We start from the raw sequence: 19,255 nt of genomic DNA, 5'->3' as shown, positions 1-19,255 counted from the left end.
ACATCTTCGCCACGAGAGTCGTGCGGTGACTTTTTGCTTCCGGTCCGTGACCGCGTGGTGATCCCTGGGCGCGGGGGCGCTACAGAGCGGCCGGGCCCTCGTGCTGGAGTGCCCGGTCGTAGCGGGTGAGCACCATCATCTCGTTCTGGACGGCCGCCGACTGGGCCGGATCGGTGTTGCCGAGGCGGGTGAGGGTGGACTGCAGCTCGGTGAGGCGGCGGGTGACGGCGCGGCGCCTGATCTGTACCAGCACCATGCCCGCGTACGTCTCGTCCACCGTGCGGCGCATGATCGCCTCCACGGCCAGCTCGGTGACCATGGCCCGGACGGTGTCGTCGGGAGCGGCCTCGCGGACGCGGACCACGTACTCCTGGGGGTCCTGGGTGCCGAACTCGGCGCCGCCGGCCTCCGCGATGGCCTGCCGGACGGCCGCGTAGGGGGGTGCGGTGAACTCGTCCAGGCCGTAGGCGTCGAAGGCGGGAGAGACCAACTCCGGCCGCTGGAGGGCGAGTTTGAGGAGTTCGCGTTCGGTGGCGTAGACCGGGTTGCGCAGGGTGAGGGCGGGGCCGCCGGTCGCGCGGGGAGCCGCCTCCCAGCCCTGCTGGGGGGCGCGGGACTGCGCCTGCGGGGCGGCGGGGCCCTTGCCGCCGCGGTCGCGGGCCCAGCGGGCGAGCTGGGCGACGCGCTTGACCACGAACTGGGTGTCGAGGATGCCGAGCATGCCCGCGAGGTCGACCGCGACCTCGTGCTGGGCGCCGCTGTTCTTGATCCGGGCGACGACCGGCGCGGCCTCGTCCAGGGCGGCGGCGCGGCCGGCCGGGGTGTCGAGGTCGTAGCGGGCGACGATCTGCCGCAGCGCGAACTCGAAGAGGGGCGTGCGGGGCTGGACCAGGTCGGCGACGGCCTCGTCGCCCTTGGCGAGGCGGAGTTCGCAGGGGTCCATACCGTCGGGGGCGACGGCGATGTAGGTCTCGGCGGCGAACTTCTGGTCGTCCTCGAAGGCGCGCAGCGCGGCCTTCTGTCCGGCCGCGTCGCCGTCGAAGGTGAAGATCACGCGGGCCGAGCCGTTGTCCATCAGCAGCCGGCGCAGGATCTTGATGTGGTCGCCGCCGAAGGCGGTGCCGCAGGTGGCGATGGCGGTGGTGACCCCGGCGAGGTGGCAGGCCATGACGTCGGTGTAGCCCTCGACGACGACGGCCCGGCTGGACTTGGCGATGTGCTGCTTGGCCAGGTCGATGCCGTACAGGACCTGGGACTTCTTGTAGATCGCGGTGTCGGGGGTGTTGAGGTACTTGGGCCCGTTGTCGGACTCGTAGAGCTTGCGGGCACCGAAGCCGACGACCTCGCCGCCGATGTCCCGGATGGGCCACATCAGGCGGCCCCGGAAGCGGTCGATGGGGCCGCGGCGGCCGTCCTGGGCGAGGCCGGAGAGGATGAGTTCCTTGTCGCTGAAGCCCTTGCCGCGCAGGTAGCGGGTGAGGTGGTCCCAGCCCTGGGGGCTGTAGCCGACGCCGAAGTGGACGGCGGCGGCCTGGTCGAAGCCGCGCTCGGCGAGGAAGACCCGGCCGGTGTCGGCCTCGGGGCTGGTGGCGAGCTGCTCGGCGTACCACTGGGCGGCGATCTTGTGGGCCTCGACCAGGCGGATGCGTTCGCCGCGCTGGTGGGCGGGGTTGTAGCCGCCCTCCTCGTAGCGCAGGGTGATGCCGGCCTGGCCGGCGAGGCGCTCGACGGCCTCGGAGAAGGAGAGGTGGTCCACCTTCATCACGAAGGTGATGGTGTCGCCGCCCTCCTGGCAGCCGAAGCAGTGGAAGAGCCCCTTGCTCGGGCTGACCTGGAAGGACGGCGACTTCTCGTCGTGGAAGGGGCAGAGGCCCTTGAGGTTGCCGCCGCCCGCGTTGCGCAGCTGGAGGTACTCGGAGACCACGGCGTCGATCGGGACCGCGTCCCGTACCGCCTTCACGTCCTCGTCGTTGATCCGTCCTGCCACGGATGAATTCTACGGGGGTCCGGGGACACTCCCCGCGCGCCCGGTGTTCAGATCGTCAGCTCCGCGAGCGGGACGTGCGGGTCGGCGAGGGCCTCCACGTCCACCTCGGCGCCGGAACGGACGAGGCGCTGGATGTGCTCTGTGACGTCCCACACGTTCACGTTCATCCCGGCGAGCACCCGGCCCTCGCGCACCCAGAAGGCGATGAACTCGCGCTTGCCCGCGTCGCCCCGGATGACGACCTGGTCGTAGGAGCCGGGGGGTGCCCAGCCGCTGTACTCCATGCCGAGGTCGTACTGGTCGGAGAAGAAGTAGGGCACGCGGTCGTAGGTGACGTCCTGGCCGAGCATCGCGCGGGCCGCCGCCGGACCACCGTTCAGAGCGTTGGCCCAGTGCTCGACGCGCAGCCGGCCGCCGAGGAGCGGGAAGTTCGCCACGTCGCCGGCGGCGTGGATGTCGGGGTCGGAGGTGCGCAGTCGCTCGTCCACCAGGATGCCGCCGCCCACGGCCGGGTCGGCCAGTTCCAGGCCGGCCGCCTCGGCGAGGCCGGTGCGGGGGGCGGCGCCGATGGCGGCCAGCACGTCGTGCGCCGGGTGCTCCTCGCCGTCGTCGGTGCGGGCGGCGAGGACCATGCCGTCCTGGCCGATGATCTCGGTGAGCCGGACCCCGAAGTGGAAGCGGACGCCGTGCTCGCGGTGCAGCTCGGCGAAGAGGTTGCCCAGCTCCGGGCCGAGGGCGCCGTACAGCGGGGCGGGCTCCGGTTCGATCACGGTGACCTCGGCGCCGTACTGGCGGGCGGCCGCGGCGACCTCCAGGCCGATCCAGCCGGCGCCCGCGATCACCAGGTGGCCGTTGTCCCGGCCGAGGGCGGCCAGCACGCCCTTGAGGCGCTCGGCGTGGGCGAGGCGGCGCAGGTGGTGGACGCCCGCGAGATCGGTGCCGGGGACGTCGAGGCGGCGGGGTTCGGCACCGGTGACGAGCAGCAGCTTGTCGTAGCGGATCAGGGTGCCGTCGTCGCCGAGGCGGACGGTCCTGGCCGCGCGGTCGACGGCGTCGACGGTCTGGCCGAGGTGCAGCTCGATGTCGTTCCGCGCGTACCAGGCGGGCTCGTGGACGAAGACGCTGTCGCGCTCCGCCTTGCCGAGCAGGTGGCCCTTGGACAGCGGCGGACGCTCGTAGGGGTGGTCCAGCTCGTCGCAGATCAGTATCACGCGGCCGGTGAACCCCTCCGCGCGGAGCGTCTCGGCCGCTTTCGCTCCGGCGAGCCCGCCTCCGACGATGACGAACGTCTGATCCGCGTCGACCACTTGATGCCTCCTCGTAACGATGCCGCCTTCAGGCGAGCGTCCCGCACGCGGCGTGGTGCGGGAAGAGGGGATGGCCGGAAACGGGCCACCCCCTGTCATTTACCCGCTAGATATGCCCGGTGAGCCGGGCGTGCAGCGTGCGGGCGGACGCGTCGGTCAGCGAGGCGATCTGGTCGACGATCACGCGCTTGCGCGCGTGGTCGCTCTCCGCCTCGTCGAACAGCGCCCTGAACTGCGGTTCCAGCCCCTCCGGGGCGCGCCGGGTGAGCGCCTCGGCCAGCTCGGCCACGACGATGCGCTGATCGGCGCGGAGCAGCTCCTGCTCGGCCCGCTGCATCACGTACCGGTCCGCGACCGCCTTGAGTACCGCGCACTCCATCCGCGCCTCGCGGGGTACGACGAGTTCGGCGCCGTACCTGGTGAGGCGGCCGGTGCCGTAGGCGGCGCGGGTGGCGGCCTCGGCGGCGAGGCAGAAGCGGCCGATGAGCTGGCTGGTGGCGTCCTTGAGCCGGGACTGGGCGACCGCGGTGCCGTCGTAGCCGTGCGGCCACCATTCCTGGTCCTGGAGCCGGTCGAGGGCCTCGGCGAGTTCGGCGGGGTCCGTGCCGGCCGGGACGTAGCGGCCGATGGCGACCTCGAAGACCGCCTCCCGCTCGGGGGCGGCGTGGAGGCAGTCGGGGTCGACATGGCCGGCGTGCAGGCCGTCCTCGACGTCGTGCACCGAGTACGCCACGTCGTCCGACCAGTCCATGACCTGCGCCTCGAAGCAGGTGCGGGTGCCGGGGGCCTCCTTGCGGACCCAGTCGAAGACGGGGCGGTCGTCGTCGTAGACGCCGAACTTCGGGGACGCCGGGTCGGTGGGGTGGGCGCCGCGCGGCCAGGGGTACTTGGTCGCGGCGTCCAGGGTGGCGCGGGTGAGGTTGAGGCCCACGGAGCCCTCGGGGGTGAAGCGCTTGGGCTCGATGCGGGTGAGGAGCCTGAGGGACTGGGCGTTGCCCTCGAAACCGCCGATGTCGTCCGCGAACTCGTTCAGCGCCTGTTCACCGTTGTGGCCGAAGGGGGGATGGCCGAGATCGTGTGCGAGGCAGGCGGCTTCCACGAGGTCGGGGTCGCAGCCGAGGGCCGCGCCCAGCTCGCGGCCGACCTGGGCGCACTCCAGGGAGTGGGTGAGGCGGGTACGGGGGGTGGCGTCCCATGCCGGGGTGCGGGTGCCGGGCGTGACGACCTGGGTCTTGCCCGCGAGACGGCGCAGCGCGGCGGAGTGCAGGATGCGGGCGCGGTCGCGCTGGAAGGCGGTGCGGCCGGGGCGTTTGTCGGGTTCGGGTGCCCAGCGTTCGACGGAGGTGGGGTCGTAGGCCGAGGGGTGTGCGGTGCCTTCCATGCCTCGACAGTAAGCGCCGGTACGGACATCGCGCGGCAGGGGTGACGGAATTGTGGCGTTCTGCGGGGGCGGGTGAACCGCGGGGCCGCGATTCACGTCCTCCGGCACGGGATGGGACACGGGGGCGGGACGGGGGACGGTATGAAGATCGGCCGACCGAGGCTGCCGCGCACGGTGCGGGGGCGCCGACGGCTGGTGCGGACCGTAGTCGCGGGGTGCGTGCTCGCCCTGCTGCCGTCGGCGTGGCTGTACGTCTCCACGGCGGACCGGCTGCGCACGGCGGCGGACGTGCCGCGCACCGAGGTCGCGGTCGTCTTCGGCGCGGGCCTGTGGAACGGGGGACCGTCCCCGTACCTGGCCCACCGCCTTGACGCGGCGGCCCGCCTGTACCGCGCCGGCCGCGTCAAGGCGGTCCTGGTGACGGGCGACAACAGCCGTGAGGACTACGACGAGCCGAGCGCCATGCGCGCCTACCTCAGCCGCCACGGCGTCCCCGCCGAACGGATCGTCAGCGACTACGCGGGCTTCGACACCTGGGACTCCTGCGTCCGCGCCCGCCGCGTCTTCGGCGTCCGCCAAGCCATCCTGATCAGCCAGACCTTCCACATCCGCCGCGCGGTCGCCCTCTGCGAGGCGGCGGGCGTCTCGTCGTACGGCCTCGGCGTGGAGGACAGACACGACGCCACCTGGTACTACGGCGGCACGCGGGAGGTCTTCGCGGCCGGCAAGGCGGCCCTGGACGCGGCCTTCCACCCGTCCCCGGAGTTCCTGGGACCACGGGAGCGGGGCATTCAGCGGGCGTTGGCGAGCGCGCCCTAGATCGCGGGTCCCCTGAGGGGTGTCTCCCCCAGGGGATCTCCACGCGCCGTCACGCCCCGTAGGGGATCTCCACGAGAACGCCATCAGGCCCCCCGACGGCGCTATGGACATGACATGTCATGCCCTCTTAAATCTCTAGGACATCAGCGCCACCCCCACGCCTCGCAGGCGCCTCACCCAAGGAGACCGATGAGCCGGATACGGCAGCACGTCCGCGGGTCCCGTCGCATCGCCACCGCCACTGCCGCCGCCGCCGCGGCGACGTTGCTGGTCACCGCCCTCTCCCCCGCCGCCCAGGCCGACACCGCGCCGAAGCGGGCGACCACCCTCGCGGACGCGGCCTCCCTTCTCGTCTCGCATGCCGCGAGCCTCGGCCTCACCTCCGACCAGGGCACCAGCGTCCGGGACGTGATCGTCGACAAGGACGGTACGCGGCACGTCCGTTACGACCGCACCTACCACCGACTTCCCGTGCTCGGCGGGGACTTCGTGGTGCATCTGAACTCCGGCGGCGGGTACCTCGGCGCCGACCGCGCCACCCGCTCCGCGCTCGAACTGCCCACCGTCACACCGAAGCTGACCGGCGCGAAGGCGGCCGGGATCGCGGTGGACGCGCTCCGTTCCGCCGGCCCCCGGAAGGTGACGCGGGCGAAGGCCAAGCCGGAGCTGATCGTCGACGCCCTGCACGGCAAGCCGAGACTGGCCTGGCGGACCACCGCGGTCGGCCTGGACACCCTGGGCAACCCGGTGGGCCGTACCGTGCTGACCGACGCCCGCACCGGCGCCCGGATCGACGCCTGGGACAGCATCGAGACGGCGGCGGGCGACGGCCAGTCGCTGTACAGCGGCACGGTTGCGCTGGAGACGACCCAGTCGGGCTCGGCGTACCAGCTCAAGGACGCGACGCGCGGCAACACGTACACCGGTGACGCGGCCAACAAGACCGACCTGTGCATCCTCGGGATCTGCCTGAGCCGCGCCCCCTCCACGGTGTTCACCGACGCCGACAACCACTGGGGCACCGGAGCCACCACTGACCGCGCCTCGGCGGCCGTCGACGCCCAGTACGGGACCGACGAGACCTGGGACTACTACAAGGACGTCCACGGCCGGAACGGCATCGCGGGCGACGGCAAGGGCTCGTACAACCGCGTCCACTACGGCAGCAACTACAACAACGCCTTCTGGGACGACAGTTGCTTCTGCATGACCTACGGCGACGGTGACGGCACCACCTTCGGCCCGCTGGTCGCGCTGGACGTGGCCGGGCACGAGATGACGCACGGCGTCACGTCCAAGACGGCCGCGCTGACGTACTCGGGCGAGTCCGGCGGCCTGAACGAGGCGACCTCGGACATCCTCGGCACGATGGTCGAGTGGCACGCGGACAACGGCACCGACAAGGGCGACTACCTCATCGGTGAGCGCATCGTGAAGCCCGGCTTCGGCAAGGCCGCGCTGCGCTTCATGGACAAGCCCTCCAAGGACGGCAACTCGGCCGACTACTGGTCCAGTTCACTCGGCAACCTGGACGTGCACTACTCCTCCGGCGTCGCCAACCACTTCGCGTACCTGCTCGCCGAGGGCAGCGGCGCGAAGAGCATCAACGGCGTCTCCTACGACTCCCCGACCGTGGGCGGCCAGTCGGTCACCGGCATCGGCCGCGACAAGGTCGGCAAGATCTGGTACCGCGCGCTGACGGTGTACATGACCTCCTCCACCAAGTACGCGGGCGCCCGCACGGCGACCCTGAACGCGGCGAAGGACCTGTACGGGGCCGGGAGCGCGGAGTACAACGCGGTCGCGGCGGCGTGGAGCGCGGTGAACGTGAGCTGAGCCCGCTCCAGCGAGCGGTGACGGACGGTGCGTCGGGCTTCCGGCGCACCGTCCTCGCGTTCCCCCCGGCCGCACGCCATTCGTGTGCACTTGACTCCCTGCCCCTGTCCCGCCCCTGACCTGCTGTGACGTCGTACCGCCTCACCCGTGCGGGGGCGGCGGGCGCCACCCGTTCACCGCAGCGGGGGCGGCGGCTCGGGAGGCGCGCCGGGCGCGGTGGCCTTTATCTCGGAAGGGCAGGGGCACGTCCCCCGCCACATGAGTCGAGGACACGAGTCGGACAAGCTCTGGGGAGCACCATGCGACGCACCGCCCGTCTGCTGACCGGTACCGCGCTGGCCGTAGCCGCGGCCGGGCTCGGCACCGTCGCGGCCCACGCGGACGCGGCCCTTTCGACGCCCGCGCGGGCCGGCAGCCTCCAGGTGTACCCGTCCACCGCGCTGCCCGGCAGCCAGGTCACGGTGAACACGGCGGCCTGCGGGGAGAAGGGCGCGGCGGTGGGTGACGCGCAGGCGGTGGGCGCGGGGACGTTCGCGCTGGCGCCGACCACGCACGAGGGCGAGGCGATCGGGCAGTTCCAGGTGCCGGCGGGGGCGCAGCCGGGCACGTACGAGATCGTCGCGCGCTGCGCGGAGGGCGAGCAGCGGGTCACGGGGGACCTGAAGGTGACCATGGCCGGGGCGCACGGACAGGTGCAGCCGCACGGCAGTGTGAAGACGGGAGTCGGCGGCGCCTTGGGCCCCGGCCCCATGCAGACCACGGCGGGTGTGGCGGCTCTGGCCGTCGCCGCCGCGGGCGGTACCTGGCTCCTGCATCGCCGGGCGAGAGGCGACGGGATCTGACGGACACCCTCCGCTGTCCGTCGCCGGTACCGCGAAGTCCCGCCCCCTAAGGGTCCGATGCCCCTCGTGACCCCTAGGGGGCGGGCCTCCCTCAGGGGAGCGTCGTCTCCGGGAAGGGGTTCCCATGCGCAGGATCGGCGACACCGCCATAGCCGCCGTCACGGCGTTCGCGCTCGGTACCGGTGTCTGGCTGCTCGGTACCGGTACCGGTACTCCCCCGCAGCCGTCCGCCGCCGAGGGCCGCCCCGACCCGGGCGGTGAACGCGGTGGGGCCACACCCCTGATGGCGTCCCCGCCCACCCGTATCCGCATCCCCTCGATCAGGGTGAACGCTCCCCTGACGGGCCTCTCCCTGACCTCCTCGGGCAGCCTGGACGTGCCACCCCCCGCCGAGAAGAACCTCGCCGGCTGGTACGAGGCCGGCACCACCCCCGGCGACACCGGCACCGCCGTCGTCGCCGGCCACGTCGACAACACCGAGGGCCCCGCCGTCTTCTACGACCTCGGCGCCCTCAGGCGCGGCGCCACGATCGAGGTCGACCGCGAGGACGCCGTGACGGCGGTCTTCACGGTGGACTCGGTGGAGGTGTACTCCGCGAAGAACTTCCCCGACTCCAGGGTCTACGGCGCCTCGTCCCGCCCGGAACTCCGGGTGATCACCTGCGGGGGCGGGTACTCCAGGTCGACGGGGTATCAGGGGAACGTGGTGGTGTTCGCCCACCTGACGGGAGCGCACGGCGCCTGACGGCCCGCCCCGGTCAGTCGATGCCGGAACGCTCCACGCCTGTCACGATCCACCGCTGGAAGACCAGGAAGACCACGAGCAGCGGCAGGATCGACACGGCGGCCGCGACGAACAGTTCGTGCAGCCGGATCACCTGCGCGGTGGTGAAGGACGACAGCGCCACCTGAACCGTCCAGGCACTCTGGTCCTGGCCGATGACCAGGGGCCACAGGAACGAGTTCCAGGCGCCGAGGAACACGATCGTGCCGACGGCGGCGAACACCGGCCGGGCGTTCGGTACCACGATCAGCCAGTACGTACGCCAGTATCCGAGCCCGTCGACCTGGGCCGCGTCCTCCAGCTCCGTGGGGAACCCGAGGAAGTACTGGCGGAAGACGAAGCAGGCGAACGCCGAGAACAGGGTCGGCACGATCAGTCCGCGCAGCGTGGAGATCCAGCCGAGCGAGGACACCAGCACGAAGCTGGGCACGAAGGTGACGGCGGCCGGGATCAGCAGGGTGCCGAGGACGCCGTAGAAGACCTTGTCCGCGTGCCGGTAGGGGATGCGGGCCAGCCCGTAGCCCGCGAGGGAGGCGAGCAGGAGGGTGCCGAGGGTGGTGGCGACGGCGATCAGGGCGGAGTTGAGCAGGGAGCGGGCGAAGGGGACGGAGGTGTCCGCGAACAACTCGTGGACGTTGTCCCAGCGCAGCTCGTGCGGGAAGAAGGTCCACCCGGGCGAGGTGATGTCCCGCTCGGTGGAGAGGCCGTTGCGGAGCAGCAGGTAGAACGGGATCAGGAAGAGCAGCGCGAGCGCGATCAGCACCGCGAGGCGCAGGGCGCGTCCGGCCCGTGCGAGGGCGTCATCCATCGGCGTCGGTCCTCCCGAGCTTCAGCCAGCGCGCCTGGGCGACGGTCACCACGGCGATGACCAGCGCGAGGATCACGGCACCGGCGCTGCCCAGTCCCAGGTTCTGCCCCTGGCCCAGGGCGGTGTAGTAGAGGTAGACGAGCGGGGGCCGGGCGTAGGGCGGGTAGCCGCGGGCGTCGGAGAGCAGGTTGTAGAACTCGTCGAACGCCTGGAAGGCGTTGACGACGAGCAGCAGCACCACCGCGACGGAGGTGGCGCGCAGTTGGGGCAGTGTGATGTGACGCAGTACGGTCCAGCCCGGCCGGGCTCCGTCGACGGCGGCGGCCTCGTACAGCGCCGGGTCGATGCGCTGGAGCCCGGCGAGGAAGAGGATCATGTAGAAGCCGGCCTGGAGCCAGAGCCGTACCGTGATGATGACCAGCCAGTACCAGGGTGGGTCGGGGGTGGCGAGCCAGGCCACGGAGTCGGCGCCGAACCAGCCGAGGACGGTGTTGGCGAGCCCGAACCGTACCCCGCTGAAGATCGACATCTTCCAGACCAGGGCCGCGACGACGTAACTGCACGCGGCCGGCAGGAAGAACACCGACCGGAAGAAGGCCCGCGCCCGGCGGACCCGGTTGACCATCAGGGCGAGGGTCAGGGAGACCACGTAGGTGGTGGGCACGATGAACGCGGTGAAGAGGAGGAAGGTCTTCAGGCTGTCCCGGAAGGCGTCGTCCCGCAGCATCGCGCTGTAGTTGTCCAGGCCGACGAAGTGCGTGGGCGTGACGGTGTTGTGCGCGTCGAAGAAGCTGAGGCCGACGCTCCACAGCAGCGGGACGTACGTGAACAGGGCGAGTCCGGCGGCGAAGGGGCCGACGAAGACCCAGAACCACAGCGCTGAGCGGTGCTTCACCGCTTCTTCTTCACCCGGTCGAGTTCGGCACTCACCTTCCGTACGACGGCCCGCACTTCGCTCTCCGGGTCGGCGCCGCCCTTGATGATCCGGACCAGGGCGTCCTGGTAGGCCGTCTGGTTCGCGGGGGTCCACAACAGGGGCTGTGCGTGGCCGTGTTCGGTGGTGAAGCGGACGGCGTCGGCGGCGGGGCCGGACCTCAGCCTGGCCGCCTTGCGGGCGAGGGAGATACGAGCCGGTATGTGGAAGCCGTAGGAGAGGGAGAAGTCCTCCTGGTAGTCGGTGCGTTCGACCCACAGCCACTTCACGTACTCCTTGGCGGCCGCCCGGTGCCGGCTGCGCGCGCTGACCGCCGAGCCGTACGCGCCGACGGGCACCGCGGGGGCGCCGTGCGGGCCGTCCTTCGGGAAGGGCAGCACCCCGAAGTCGTCGCCGAGTTCCTTGCTGATCTGGGGAAGCGCCCAGAGGCCCGACCACTGCATGGCGGTGAGCCCCTGGAGAAAGGCGGCCGGGTCCGACCAGTCGGTGGGAGCGCCGAGGAGGAGGGACTTGTCGGCGTACAGGTGGTGGAGTTTGCCGAGGGTGCGGGCGGCGGCGGGGTCGTCGAAGCCGACCTTGCCGTCGTCGGTGACGAGCTGGAGGCCGGCCGCGTCGAGGGGGGTTCCGGAGAGTACGCCCGCGCCGCCGTCGTTGCCGAGGAAGAGCCCTTTGACCTTGGCGGTGGTGAGGCGCTTGGCGGCGTCGATGAGGGCGTCCAGGGTGGTGGGCGGCTCGACACCAGCGGCCTTCAGCAGGCTCTTGCGGTAGTAGAGCAGCTGCATGTCGATGACCTGCGGGATGCCCCAGATCCTGCCGTCGTACGTCTTGGGCGTCAGCACGGCCGGGTTGAAGTCGTCCTTCACTCCGTCCAGCAGGTCGGTCAGATCGACGACTTGGCCGCCCTGGATCTGGTCGAGCGTCGGGCTCCCCTCGAACACGTCCGGCCCGGAGTCGGTGAGCAGCGCGGCGGCGGTCTGCCGGTCGTAGTCCCCGGGGCGCCACTGCACGTCGACGTCGGCCTTGTCGTACCCGGCGGCATACCGCTTGACGGCCTGCTCGGTCCCGGCCTCCCCGTACTGGTGGTACCACTGCGTCAGCCTGGTACCACCCTTGCCGCTCCCACGCCCGGTGTTGCCCCCGCAGGCAGCCAGCAACCCGACGCTCGCCCCCGCACCCAACAGTCCCCTGCGACTGACCGCCATCTGAGCACCTCCTCGCTTCCGTCATCGATGCCCGGCCCGGCGATCAACGATGCGGGACGAGTACGAAGAGGGTGTTGCGACGGTGTGTCACGCCTGGGGGCGACCTTTTGTGAGGATGGTCGTTGTGCCTTTCGTACGAAAGGAGAGCTGATGGTCGGCTCGTCGCACGAGGCGCTGCACCGCATCTTCCAGAAGGACCCGGCCCTGCTGACGCGGGCGCTGCAGCGGGTACTGCACGTGCCGTTCCCCGAACCGCACGAGATCGCCGCGATGAACGTCGATCTCACCGAGATCGAGCCGGTCGAGCGCCGTGTGGACACGCTGCTGCGCGCGGAGACGGACGAGGGCACATATCTCCTCGTGGTCGAGTCCCAGGGCAAGGTGGACGACCGCAAGCGGGGCAGTTGGCCGTACTACCTGTCGTACCTGTACGAGAAGTACCGCTGCGAACCCGTCCTCATCGTCATCACCCAGAACAGCGCGACCGCCCGCTGGGCCGCCCAGCCCATCCGCCTCGGCTTCCCCGGCTGGCACTCGCTGACCGTCCGGCCTCTGGTGCTGGGCCCCGACAACGTCCCGGTGATCACGGACGAGCGGCAGGCGGAGCAGGACGTACCCCTCGCGGTGCTTTCCGCCATGACACACGGACGCGGACCGCGGGCCGCGCCCATACTGGAATCACTCGCCACCGCCCTGAAGACCATCGACCCGGACAGCGCCGCGGTCTTCGTGCAGTTCGTCGACTCGTGCCTGGCCGATCCCCAGGCGAAGCAGATGTGGAGGGACCTGATGACCGCGATCCAGTACTTCTGGCGCCACCCGCTGGCGGAACAGGTGCGGGAGGAGGGGCGCGAGCAGGGGTTGGAGGAGGGCCGCGAGCAGGGCCGGGCCCAGGCCAAGGCGGAGATGGTGCTACGGGTCCTGGAATGGCGCGGGATCCCTGTCCCCGAGCACGTCATCGAGCGCGTGACCACCTGCGACGACCCGGACCAACTCGAACTCTGGGCGCAGCGGGCCGTACGCGCGACCTACGCCGAGGACCTCTTCACGGAAGGGCCATGAGCTGACGGAGTAGTTGCTCAGTCATGACAGAGCAACGGGGCTTAGGACGCTGGCTGCGGGAGCGTCCACGCTGACTACAGGTGTCGTTGATACTGGCCGCCACGGTGCTGTGGTGGGCACTGGCCGGCGCGATCTGGCACCTGGTGGCCGGCCACACTTTGGGCGACGCCATGACCTTGATGCCCCCCCCCGGAGCCGGGCCACGTGAGTCAGCCACTTTGGGCGTGAGCCTCTAAGATCTTGGCACCAACATCGCGCTTCGGGCAGGCCCATAAATTGCCCGATTTGCCATCAGCCTAAGAGGGCCAAGGTCACTCGCTTCGCAGCAGTCTCAACCCAAAGCCGCGCCCCCGACCACACACCACCAACGCGCTACTGGGCGAAAACGTCACCCCAGCCAGCGGACGCGAATAGCCCGTTCACCACGCGGTCCGTCATCAGCTGGATCGAAAGCCACGCCGACTCCTTCAACCAGGTATCCCCACTCTTCTTGCGAGCACAAGTTACTGAGATGGAAGAAGTAGTCGGATCTCCACGAGCGAATGAATCCAAACATTCGTTCAGGATTCTTATTTTTGATCGATCCGATACGCCGGTTCAACAGATTTGAGTCGAGCGCTCGAATCCTATCCCTTAGCCGAGCGGAGAAATTATCGAAGCTTCCGGCCAGGAAATTGTCATCGACCTGCTCGCGGAGTTCATCGCAGAGTACAGATAGCTGAAGGAGGCGATCAGCACCTTCTCCGTGCAGTGTCTCTATACGAACACCCTCCGCAAGCTCTACAAATGCTTCGACGAGCTCCGCAACTTTATCGAAGGCAAGCTCACTTCTCTGCCTAAGCGCGCCGTAAACAGCGGCTCGCGCTCCCATGGTCAATGCTGCCTTTGCATCCTCCCGGGACGGTCGAAGCGAAATGGCGTGAGCAGCGCTAGTAACAGCTGACTCGAAGTCGTTGAGCTGAATATGCGCCCAGGTGATCTCCAGAATCACCGATGGTGGTACATCTGCCAGCGCCGCCGCCTTCTGTAGTAGTCCTAGACCAAGCTGCGGATCGCTTCCGTCAGTCACAAGGAATGTTCCATAAAAGTAGTTCAAAGTCGGCGAGTCGGGAGCTAGCTCGCTGGCGCGCTCGTAAGCCGCACGAGCTGCTCCACTATCACGCGTTTCGGTGTGCACGAAAGCTTCCACGCGCCATGACTCGTGATAGGTCGGAGCCAATGTTTGCGCCTCACGACAGGTTACGAGCGCAGCATCATATTCTCCCCGGTCGTACTCTCGAAAAGATTCACGCAAAATGCGGGCGACGCTAAAGTCTCCGGGCCCCTTGACGTCGATGGTCCGCGGGTCGTAAGGGGAAGCCGTGCTTTCAGCCTGTAGCGCGACACCGAGTTCTGTCAATTCCTTACTTCTAGCTTCAAACCACAAACGCTGATCGCTTGCAACCGCATGTCGAGTGTCGAGGTACTGCTTTCCAAAATCTGACAGATGATATGTAGTCTCAGAGGTATCACCCATTGACGCACCCTGCATTTGGACGAAGTTAGTCTTCATCAACTCCAAGAGACTCGACTGTATTTTACTCGCGGAGTAGTCGTTAATGAATGCTAGTTCCGCCTGGCTTCTCCGCCCCGGGAGCACCTGCATAGAGCGTAGTACTGACTGCGCCGCTTCGGAGAGGTATCCATACACGTTCGACATGCAGAAATCGAGGAGTAGGTCATTTCCTCGAAGCAGCTCTTCCGGCCGCTTACCTGCTTGAACTCCTGCGACAAACCATCTGATGTAGGCCGGATGCCCCTTCATCGCCTGAACCATCTTAGTGACGGCTGGTGCTGGTAGCCCCTGGAGCGCTTTCACGTCTCGAATTCTCGCCAGCGCATACATAAGACGCGTGGCATCGTGATCGGACAAAGGCGAGAGTGAAACAGGGTTTTCGATGCCCAGCCCGATTCGACTAGTGATCATCACCTTGCTTCCTGTTGGCAGGTCAAGCAAGAAGTCGCGCAGCCTCTGATCTAGGACTGTTTCCAGGTTATCTAGGATCAACAGGACTCGAAAATGCTCAAGATATTCGAGTACCTCTGCCATCGGGTCGCCGGCAGCTGCCGCCTTCTTCCCTCCAAGCTGCTCGGCCGCAGAGGCGAAAAGACCTAGCGAGCTTTCAATGGCATCATTGATGCGTTGGATCTCATTGACCGTCAAGATCGTAGCCTTGGCTGAAACCCAGACAAACGCATCGAATGTGTTTTTCGGGTCGTCGAGAAGCTCATATGCAGCCTTCAGCGCGATCGACGTCTTACCGATTCCTCCGTCGCCGAGGATGGACACGACGGGGTATGCGCCCCTAATTGCCTTCTTGATACGGTCGACTTCTTTTCGCCGCCCGAAGAATCCGGTCTCGTCGAACTCAGGCGCGGGCAAGTTGTGTTGCGGGGCATTATCTGGGTCAGCCACCAGGCTGATAGTGAGCCCTAGAACGTACGCCGGATCAACTTCAATTCTCCGCAGCTCGGCGCTAACATTTTGCCAAAGCTCCGATGGTACATTAAGCGCTTCCTCTACCGCGTCATAAAGAGCGGCTAGGTCGTCCACTTCCATCGGGCGAGTATGCGCCACCCTATTGCGAACCTGGGTGATTTTTGCAACGTGCGGAGCAAACGTTGAGAGTGCACCCTGCGAATCCTCTGGGAGTCTGTGCTTAAGAGTGGACAATACCTCATAGGCGTCAGAAAAGTCCAAGTATGGAACGAGCGATTCGAGAGTCTCCCTCGCCTTTTCCCCTACGTCGCGATTACGGCGAGAAAGAGCCTTTTCGTACCGCTCTTCATTGAGGATTGACCTAGCATCGTCTGCGTCTGATGAAGACCTTAGAATCGCGTTCCGCAAGTCCTCTTCAACCGCAGAAAGAATGGCAAAACAAGTCAGACGCGTAGCAGTTGAGCTCACCAAGTCCCCCCGGACATGTAGCGTTGATGACGCACAGATGCATAAGCATGGTGTACGCAATCTCCCCATGTCCAGGCCCCGGCCGAGGAGGCCGCTTGCCGACGTCCGCGATGACGCCCTTAAAGCACGAACGCCTCCCGAACCGTCCTGGGACCGTGGAAGGGCGCTCGATCCTGACCAGCGTCGACCACCGCTAACCACTCAGCGGCAGGTCAGAGCGTTGATCGATTAGGCGGCTGCAGTACTCCATCCCCCGGCCGTCGCCACCGGACATGGCATGCCTGGTCAGCGCCGGAGCCTCACAGCCCCATGCCCAAAGAGGCGGCACCCCCGCACAGGGTGCCGCCTCTCTTTTGGTGCCGGAGCCCGTCGGCGATCGGTGGTGAGGGTCGGGGACCGACGGCGGGCTCCGGGGATCAGCGGTGGTCGCTGCCCTCCGACTGGGTGGCCGCGCGGCCGGCCTCCAGGCGGGCCACCGGGATGCGGAAGGGGGAGCAGGAGACGTAGTCCAGGCCGACCTCGTGGAAGAAGTGGACGGACTCCGGGTCGCCGCCGTGCTCGCCGCAGACGCCGAGCTTGAGGTCGGGACGGGTCGCACGGCCTGCCGTGGCGGCCGACTTGACCAGCGAGCCCACCCCGTCCTTGTCGATCGTCTCGAACGGGCTGACGCCGAAGATGCCCTTTTCCAGGTACGCCGTGAAGAAGGACGCCTCGACGTCGTCCCGGCTGAAGCCCCACACCGTCTGGGTGAGGTCGTTCGTGCCGAAGGAGAAGAACTCGGCGGCCTCGGCGATCTGACCGGCGGTCAGCGCGGCGCGCGGCAGCTCGATCATGGTGCCGATGGCCAGCTTCAGCCGGGTACCGGTGGCCGCCTCGACCTCCGCGATGACCTGGTCGGCCTCGTCGCGGACGATCTCCAGCTCCTGGACCGTACCGACCAGCGGGATCATGATCTCGGCGCGCGGGTCACCCTTGGCGGTCTTGCGCTCGGCCGCCGCCTCCGCGATGGCGCGGACCTGCATGGTGAACAGGCCCGGGATCACGAGGCCGAGGCGTACGCCGCGCAGGCCGAGCATCGGGTTCTGCTCGTGGAGGCGGTGCACCGCCTGAAGAAGGCGGAGTTCGTTCTCGTGCGGCTCCTGCCGGGACTCGGCGAGGGCCACGCGGACCGACAGCTCGGTGATGTCGGGGAGGAACTCGTGCAGCGGCGGGTCGAGCAGACGTACCGTCACCGGCAGCCCGTCCATCGCCTCGAACAGCTCCACGAAGTCCTGCTTCTGCAGCGGGAGGAGCTGCTTCAGCGACTCCTCGCGCTCCGTCTCCGTGTCGGCCAGGATCAGCCGCTCGACCAGCTCACGCCGGTCCCCGAGGAACATGTGCTCGGTACGGCACAGCCCGATGCCCTGCGCCCCGAACCGCCGCGCCCGCAGCGCGTCCTCGGCGTTGTCCGCGTTGGCCCGTACCCGCAGCCGGCGCTTGCGGTCGGCGAAGGCCATCATCCGGTGCACGGCCTCGACCAGCTCGTCGGCGTCGTCCGCGCCCGGGTGCATCCGGCCCTCGAAGTACTCCACCACGGGCGAGGGGACCACCGGCACCTCGCCGAGGTACACCTTGCCGGAGGAGCCGTCGATGGAGATGACGTCGCCCTCCTCCACCACATGCCCGCCCGGCACGACCATCCGGCGCCGCTTGGTGTCGACCTCCAGCTCCTCCGCGCCGCAGACACAGGTCTTGCCCATGCCGCGCGCGACCACGGCCGCGTGGGAGGTCTTGCCGCCGCGCGAGGTGAGGATGCCCTCGGCGGCGATCATGCCGTCCAGGTCGTCGGGGTTGGTCTCCCGGCGCACCAGGATGACCTTCTCGCCCGAACGGGACCACTTGACGGCGGTGTACGAGTCGAAGACCGCCTTGCCGACGGCCGCGCCCGGCGAGGCGGCGATGCCCCGCCCGACCTGCTCGGCCCGCGCGTCCTCGTCGAAGCGGGGGAACATCAGCTGCGCCAGCTGAGCGCCGTTGACCCGCTGGAGCGCCTCGGTCTCGTCGATCAGGCCCTGGTCGACGAGCTGGGTGGCGATGCGGAACGCCGCGCCCGCGGTGCGCTTGCCGACGCGGGTCTGGAGCATCCACAGCTTGCCGCGCTCGATGGTGAACTCGATGTCGCAGAGATCCTTGTAGTGGTTCTCCAGCGTCTCCATGATCTGCATGAGCTGGTCGTACGACGCCTTGTCGATGTTCTCCAGCTCCGCGAGCGGCACGGTGTTGCGGATGCCCGCGACCACGTCCTCGCCCTGGGCGTTCTGGAGGTAGTCACCGTAGACGCCCTGGTGTCCGGAGGCGGGGTCGCGGGTGAAGGCGACGCCGGTGCCGGAGTCGGGGCCGAGGTTGCCGAAGACCATGGAGCAGACGTTGACCGCGGTGCCCAGGTCGCCGGGGATGCGCTCCTGGCGGCGGTAGAGCTTGGCGCGGTCGCCGTTCCAGGACTCGAAGACGGCCTTGATCGCGAGGTCCATCTGCTCGCGCGGGTCCTGCGGGAAGTCCCGGCCGGCCTCGGTCTTCACCGTCTTCTTGAAGGCGGTGACCAGCTTCTTCAGGTCGGCCGCGTCCAGCTCGGTGTCGACCTGGACGCCCTTGGTCTCCTTGGCCTTCTCCAGCGCGTCCTCGAAGAGCTCGCCGTCGACGCCGAGGACGGTCTTGCCGAACATCTGGATCAGGCGCCGGTAGGAGTCCCACGCGAAGCGCTCGTCGCCGGCCTGCTTGGCCAGGCCCTTCACCGACTTGTCGGAGAGGCCGATGTTCAGGACGGTGTCCATCATGCCGGGCATGGAGAACTTGGCGCCCGAACGGACGGAGACCAGCAGCGGGTCGTCGGCCTGGCCGAGCTTCTTGCCCATCCGCTGCTCCAGCGCGTCGAGGTGCGCACTCACCTCGTCACGCAGTGCCGGGGGCGCCTCGCCGCTGTCGAGGTAGACCTTGCACGCCTCGGTGGTGATGGTGAAGCCGGGAGGAACCGGCAACCCGAGGTTGGTCATCTCGGCGAGGTTGGCGCCCTTGCCACCGAGCAGGTCCTTGAGGTCCTTGTTGCCCTCGGTGAAGTCGTAGACGAACTTCGCTACGTGAGGCTCTTTGTTTTCCGACACGGGTCTCGACTCCTTGAGGCCACGGTGGCTGCCCTGACGGCGAGGAACATACCCAGATCGAAGGCGCCTTGGTACGTCCAGTCGTGCGTCATAAGCCTGTAACCAGCCGTCTGCCACAGGATCTAAAGCAAAGGCATGGCAAGGCCAGGGCCACCCGAGTGTTCACTTCTTGAACGGAGGGGCGCACGGTGACGCCACATCATGCTCAT

13 protein-coding genes are annotated in these 19,255 nt (G+C 68.4%); 5 read left to right on the top strand and 8 right to left on the bottom strand.

The genetic code is table 11. The features are described from left to right. Positions 1-79: 79 nt before the first annotated feature. The 3 genes from dnaG to EV284_RS13875 all read right to left on the bottom strand — a co-directional run bounded on the left by dnaG (position 80) and on the right by EV284_RS13875 (position 4,675). Positions 80-1,987 (bottom strand): DNA primase, encoded by a 1,908-nt coding sequence (gene dnaG, locus EV284_RS13885; protein ID WP_130333787.1) that lies wholly within the window; start codon positions 1,985-1,987, stop codon positions 80-82. 47 nt (positions 1,988-2,034) lie between these two features. Further along, positions 2,035-3,294 (bottom strand): FAD-dependent oxidoreductase, encoded by a 1,260-nt coding sequence (locus tag EV284_RS13880; protein ID WP_130333785.1) that lies wholly within the window; start codon positions 3,292-3,294, stop codon positions 2,035-2,037. A gap of 106 nt (positions 3,295-3,400) precedes the next feature. Then, positions 3,401-4,675, bottom strand: coding sequence for a deoxyguanosinetriphosphate triphosphohydrolase (locus EV284_RS13875; protein ID WP_130333783.1), 1,275 nt, complete (start codon positions 4,673-4,675; stop codon positions 3,401-3,403). Between the two features lie 141 nt (positions 4,676-4,816). On the opposite strand from EV284_RS13875, the gene EV284_RS13870 reads away from it, so the two are divergent. From EV284_RS13870 to EV284_RS13855, 4 genes are all read left to right on the top strand, one after another. Beyond that, complete coding sequence (locus tag EV284_RS13870; protein ID WP_130333781.1) at positions 4,817-5,494, top strand: ElyC/SanA/YdcF family protein; 678 nt, start codon at positions 4,817-4,819, stop codon at positions 5,492-5,494. 189 nt (positions 5,495-5,683) lie between these two features. Continuing rightward, positions 5,684-7,330 (top strand): M4 family metallopeptidase, encoded by a 1,647-nt coding sequence (locus tag EV284_RS13865; RefSeq protein WP_130333779.1) that lies wholly within the window; start codon positions 5,684-5,686, stop codon positions 7,328-7,330. 299 nt (positions 7,331-7,629) lie between these two features. Then, the gene (locus EV284_RS13860) at positions 7,630-8,172 is read left to right on the top strand and encodes a hypothetical protein (protein ID WP_130333777.1); all 543 of its coding nucleotides are present in this window, start codon (positions 7,630-7,632) and stop codon (positions 8,170-8,172) included. Positions 8,173-8,296: 124 nt separating this feature from the next. After that, positions 8,297-8,917 carry a class F sortase gene (locus tag EV284_RS13855; protein ID WP_130333775.1) on the top strand — a complete coding sequence of 207 codons (621 nt, stop codon included), beginning with the start codon at positions 8,297-8,299 and terminating at the stop codon, positions 8,915-8,917. Between the two features lie 13 nt (positions 8,918-8,930). Here EV284_RS13855 and EV284_RS13850 read toward each other — a convergent pair whose 3' ends face one another. Genes EV284_RS13850 through EV284_RS13840 form a run of 3 tightly spaced genes read right to left on the bottom strand, consistent with a single transcriptional unit; the run spans position 8,931 to position 11,900 of the window. Continuing rightward, a complete protein-coding gene (locus tag EV284_RS13850) occupies positions 8,931-9,764 on the bottom strand; it encodes a carbohydrate ABC transporter permease (protein WP_130333773.1) in 834 nt (277 codons plus the stop codon). Next, positions 9,757-10,659: a sugar ABC transporter permease gene (locus EV284_RS13845; RefSeq protein WP_130333771.1), complete on the bottom strand. Its 903-nt coding sequence runs from the start codon at positions 10,657-10,659 to the stop codon at positions 9,757-9,759. Before EV284_RS13845 ends, EV284_RS13850 begins: the two co-directional genes overlap by 8 nt. Next, the gene (locus EV284_RS13840) at positions 10,656-11,900 is read right to left on the bottom strand and encodes a sugar ABC transporter substrate-binding protein (RefSeq protein WP_207229023.1); all 1,245 of its coding nucleotides are present in this window, start codon (positions 11,898-11,900) and stop codon (positions 10,656-10,658) included. Before EV284_RS13840 ends, EV284_RS13845 begins: the two co-directional genes overlap by 4 nt. A gap of 150 nt (positions 11,901-12,050) precedes the next feature. On the opposite strand from EV284_RS13840, the gene EV284_RS13835 reads away from it, so the two are divergent. Then, complete coding sequence (locus EV284_RS13835) at positions 12,051-12,962, top strand: hypothetical protein (protein WP_130333769.1); 912 nt, start codon at positions 12,051-12,053, stop codon at positions 12,960-12,962. Positions 12,963-13,350: 388 nt separating this feature from the next. Here EV284_RS13835 and EV284_RS13830 read toward each other — a convergent pair whose 3' ends face one another. Both EV284_RS13830 and ppdK read right to left on the bottom strand, forming a co-directional pair. Then, positions 13,351-15,561: an NB-ARC domain-containing protein gene (locus EV284_RS13830; protein ID WP_242625669.1), complete on the bottom strand. Its 2,211-nt coding sequence runs from the start codon at positions 15,559-15,561 to the stop codon at positions 13,351-13,353. Between the two features lie 764 nt (positions 15,562-16,325). After that, positions 16,326-19,046 (bottom strand): pyruvate, phosphate dikinase, encoded by a 2,721-nt coding sequence (gene ppdK / locus EV284_RS13825; RefSeq protein WP_130333765.1) that lies wholly within the window; start codon positions 19,044-19,046, stop codon positions 16,326-16,328. Positions 19,047-19,255 lie beyond the last annotated feature (209 nt).

Origin of the sequence: Streptomyces sp. BK022 (assembly GCF_004217355.1) — a bacterium.
In the GTDB taxonomy this organism is placed as follows: domain Bacteria; phylum Actinomycetota; class Actinomycetes; order Streptomycetales; family Streptomycetaceae; genus Streptomyces; species Streptomyces griseoluteus.
Note: the sequence above shows the minus strand (reverse complement) of the source record. Positions and strands in the feature narration are given on the sequence as shown.

Excerpts from the sequence above, each read along its gene's own strand:
- EV284_RS13875 (WP_130333783.1), bottom strand. The coding sequence starts at position 4,675 with ATGGAAGGCACCGCACACCCCTCGGCCTACGACCCCACCTCCGTCGAA.
- EV284_RS13870 (WP_130333781.1), top strand. The coding sequence starts at position 4,817 with ATGAAGATCGGCCGACCGAGGCTGCCGCGCACGGTGCGGGGGCGCCGA.
- EV284_RS13865 (WP_130333779.1), top strand. The coding sequence starts at position 5,684 with ATGAGCCGGATACGGCAGCACGTCCGCGGGTCCCGTCGCATCGCCACC.
- EV284_RS13860 (WP_130333777.1), top strand. The coding sequence starts at position 7,630 with ATGCGACGCACCGCCCGTCTGCTGACCGGTACCGCGCTGGCCGTAGCC.
- EV284_RS13855 (WP_130333775.1), top strand. The coding sequence starts at position 8,297 with ATGCGCAGGATCGGCGACACCGCCATAGCCGCCGTCACGGCGTTCGCG.
- EV284_RS13850 (WP_130333773.1), bottom strand. The coding sequence starts at position 9,764 with ATGGATGACGCCCTCGCACGGGCCGGACGCGCCCTGCGCCTCGCGGTG.
- EV284_RS13840 (WP_207229023.1), bottom strand. The coding sequence starts at position 11,900 with ATGGCGGTCAGTCGCAGGGGACTGTTGGGTGCGGGGGCGAGCGTCGGG.
- EV284_RS13835 (WP_130333769.1), top strand. The coding sequence starts at position 12,051 with ATGGTCGGCTCGTCGCACGAGGCGCTGCACCGCATCTTCCAGAAGGAC.
- EV284_RS13830 (WP_242625669.1), bottom strand. The coding sequence starts at position 15,561 with ATGGAAGTGGACGACCTAGCCGCTCTTTATGACGCGGTAGAGGAAGCG.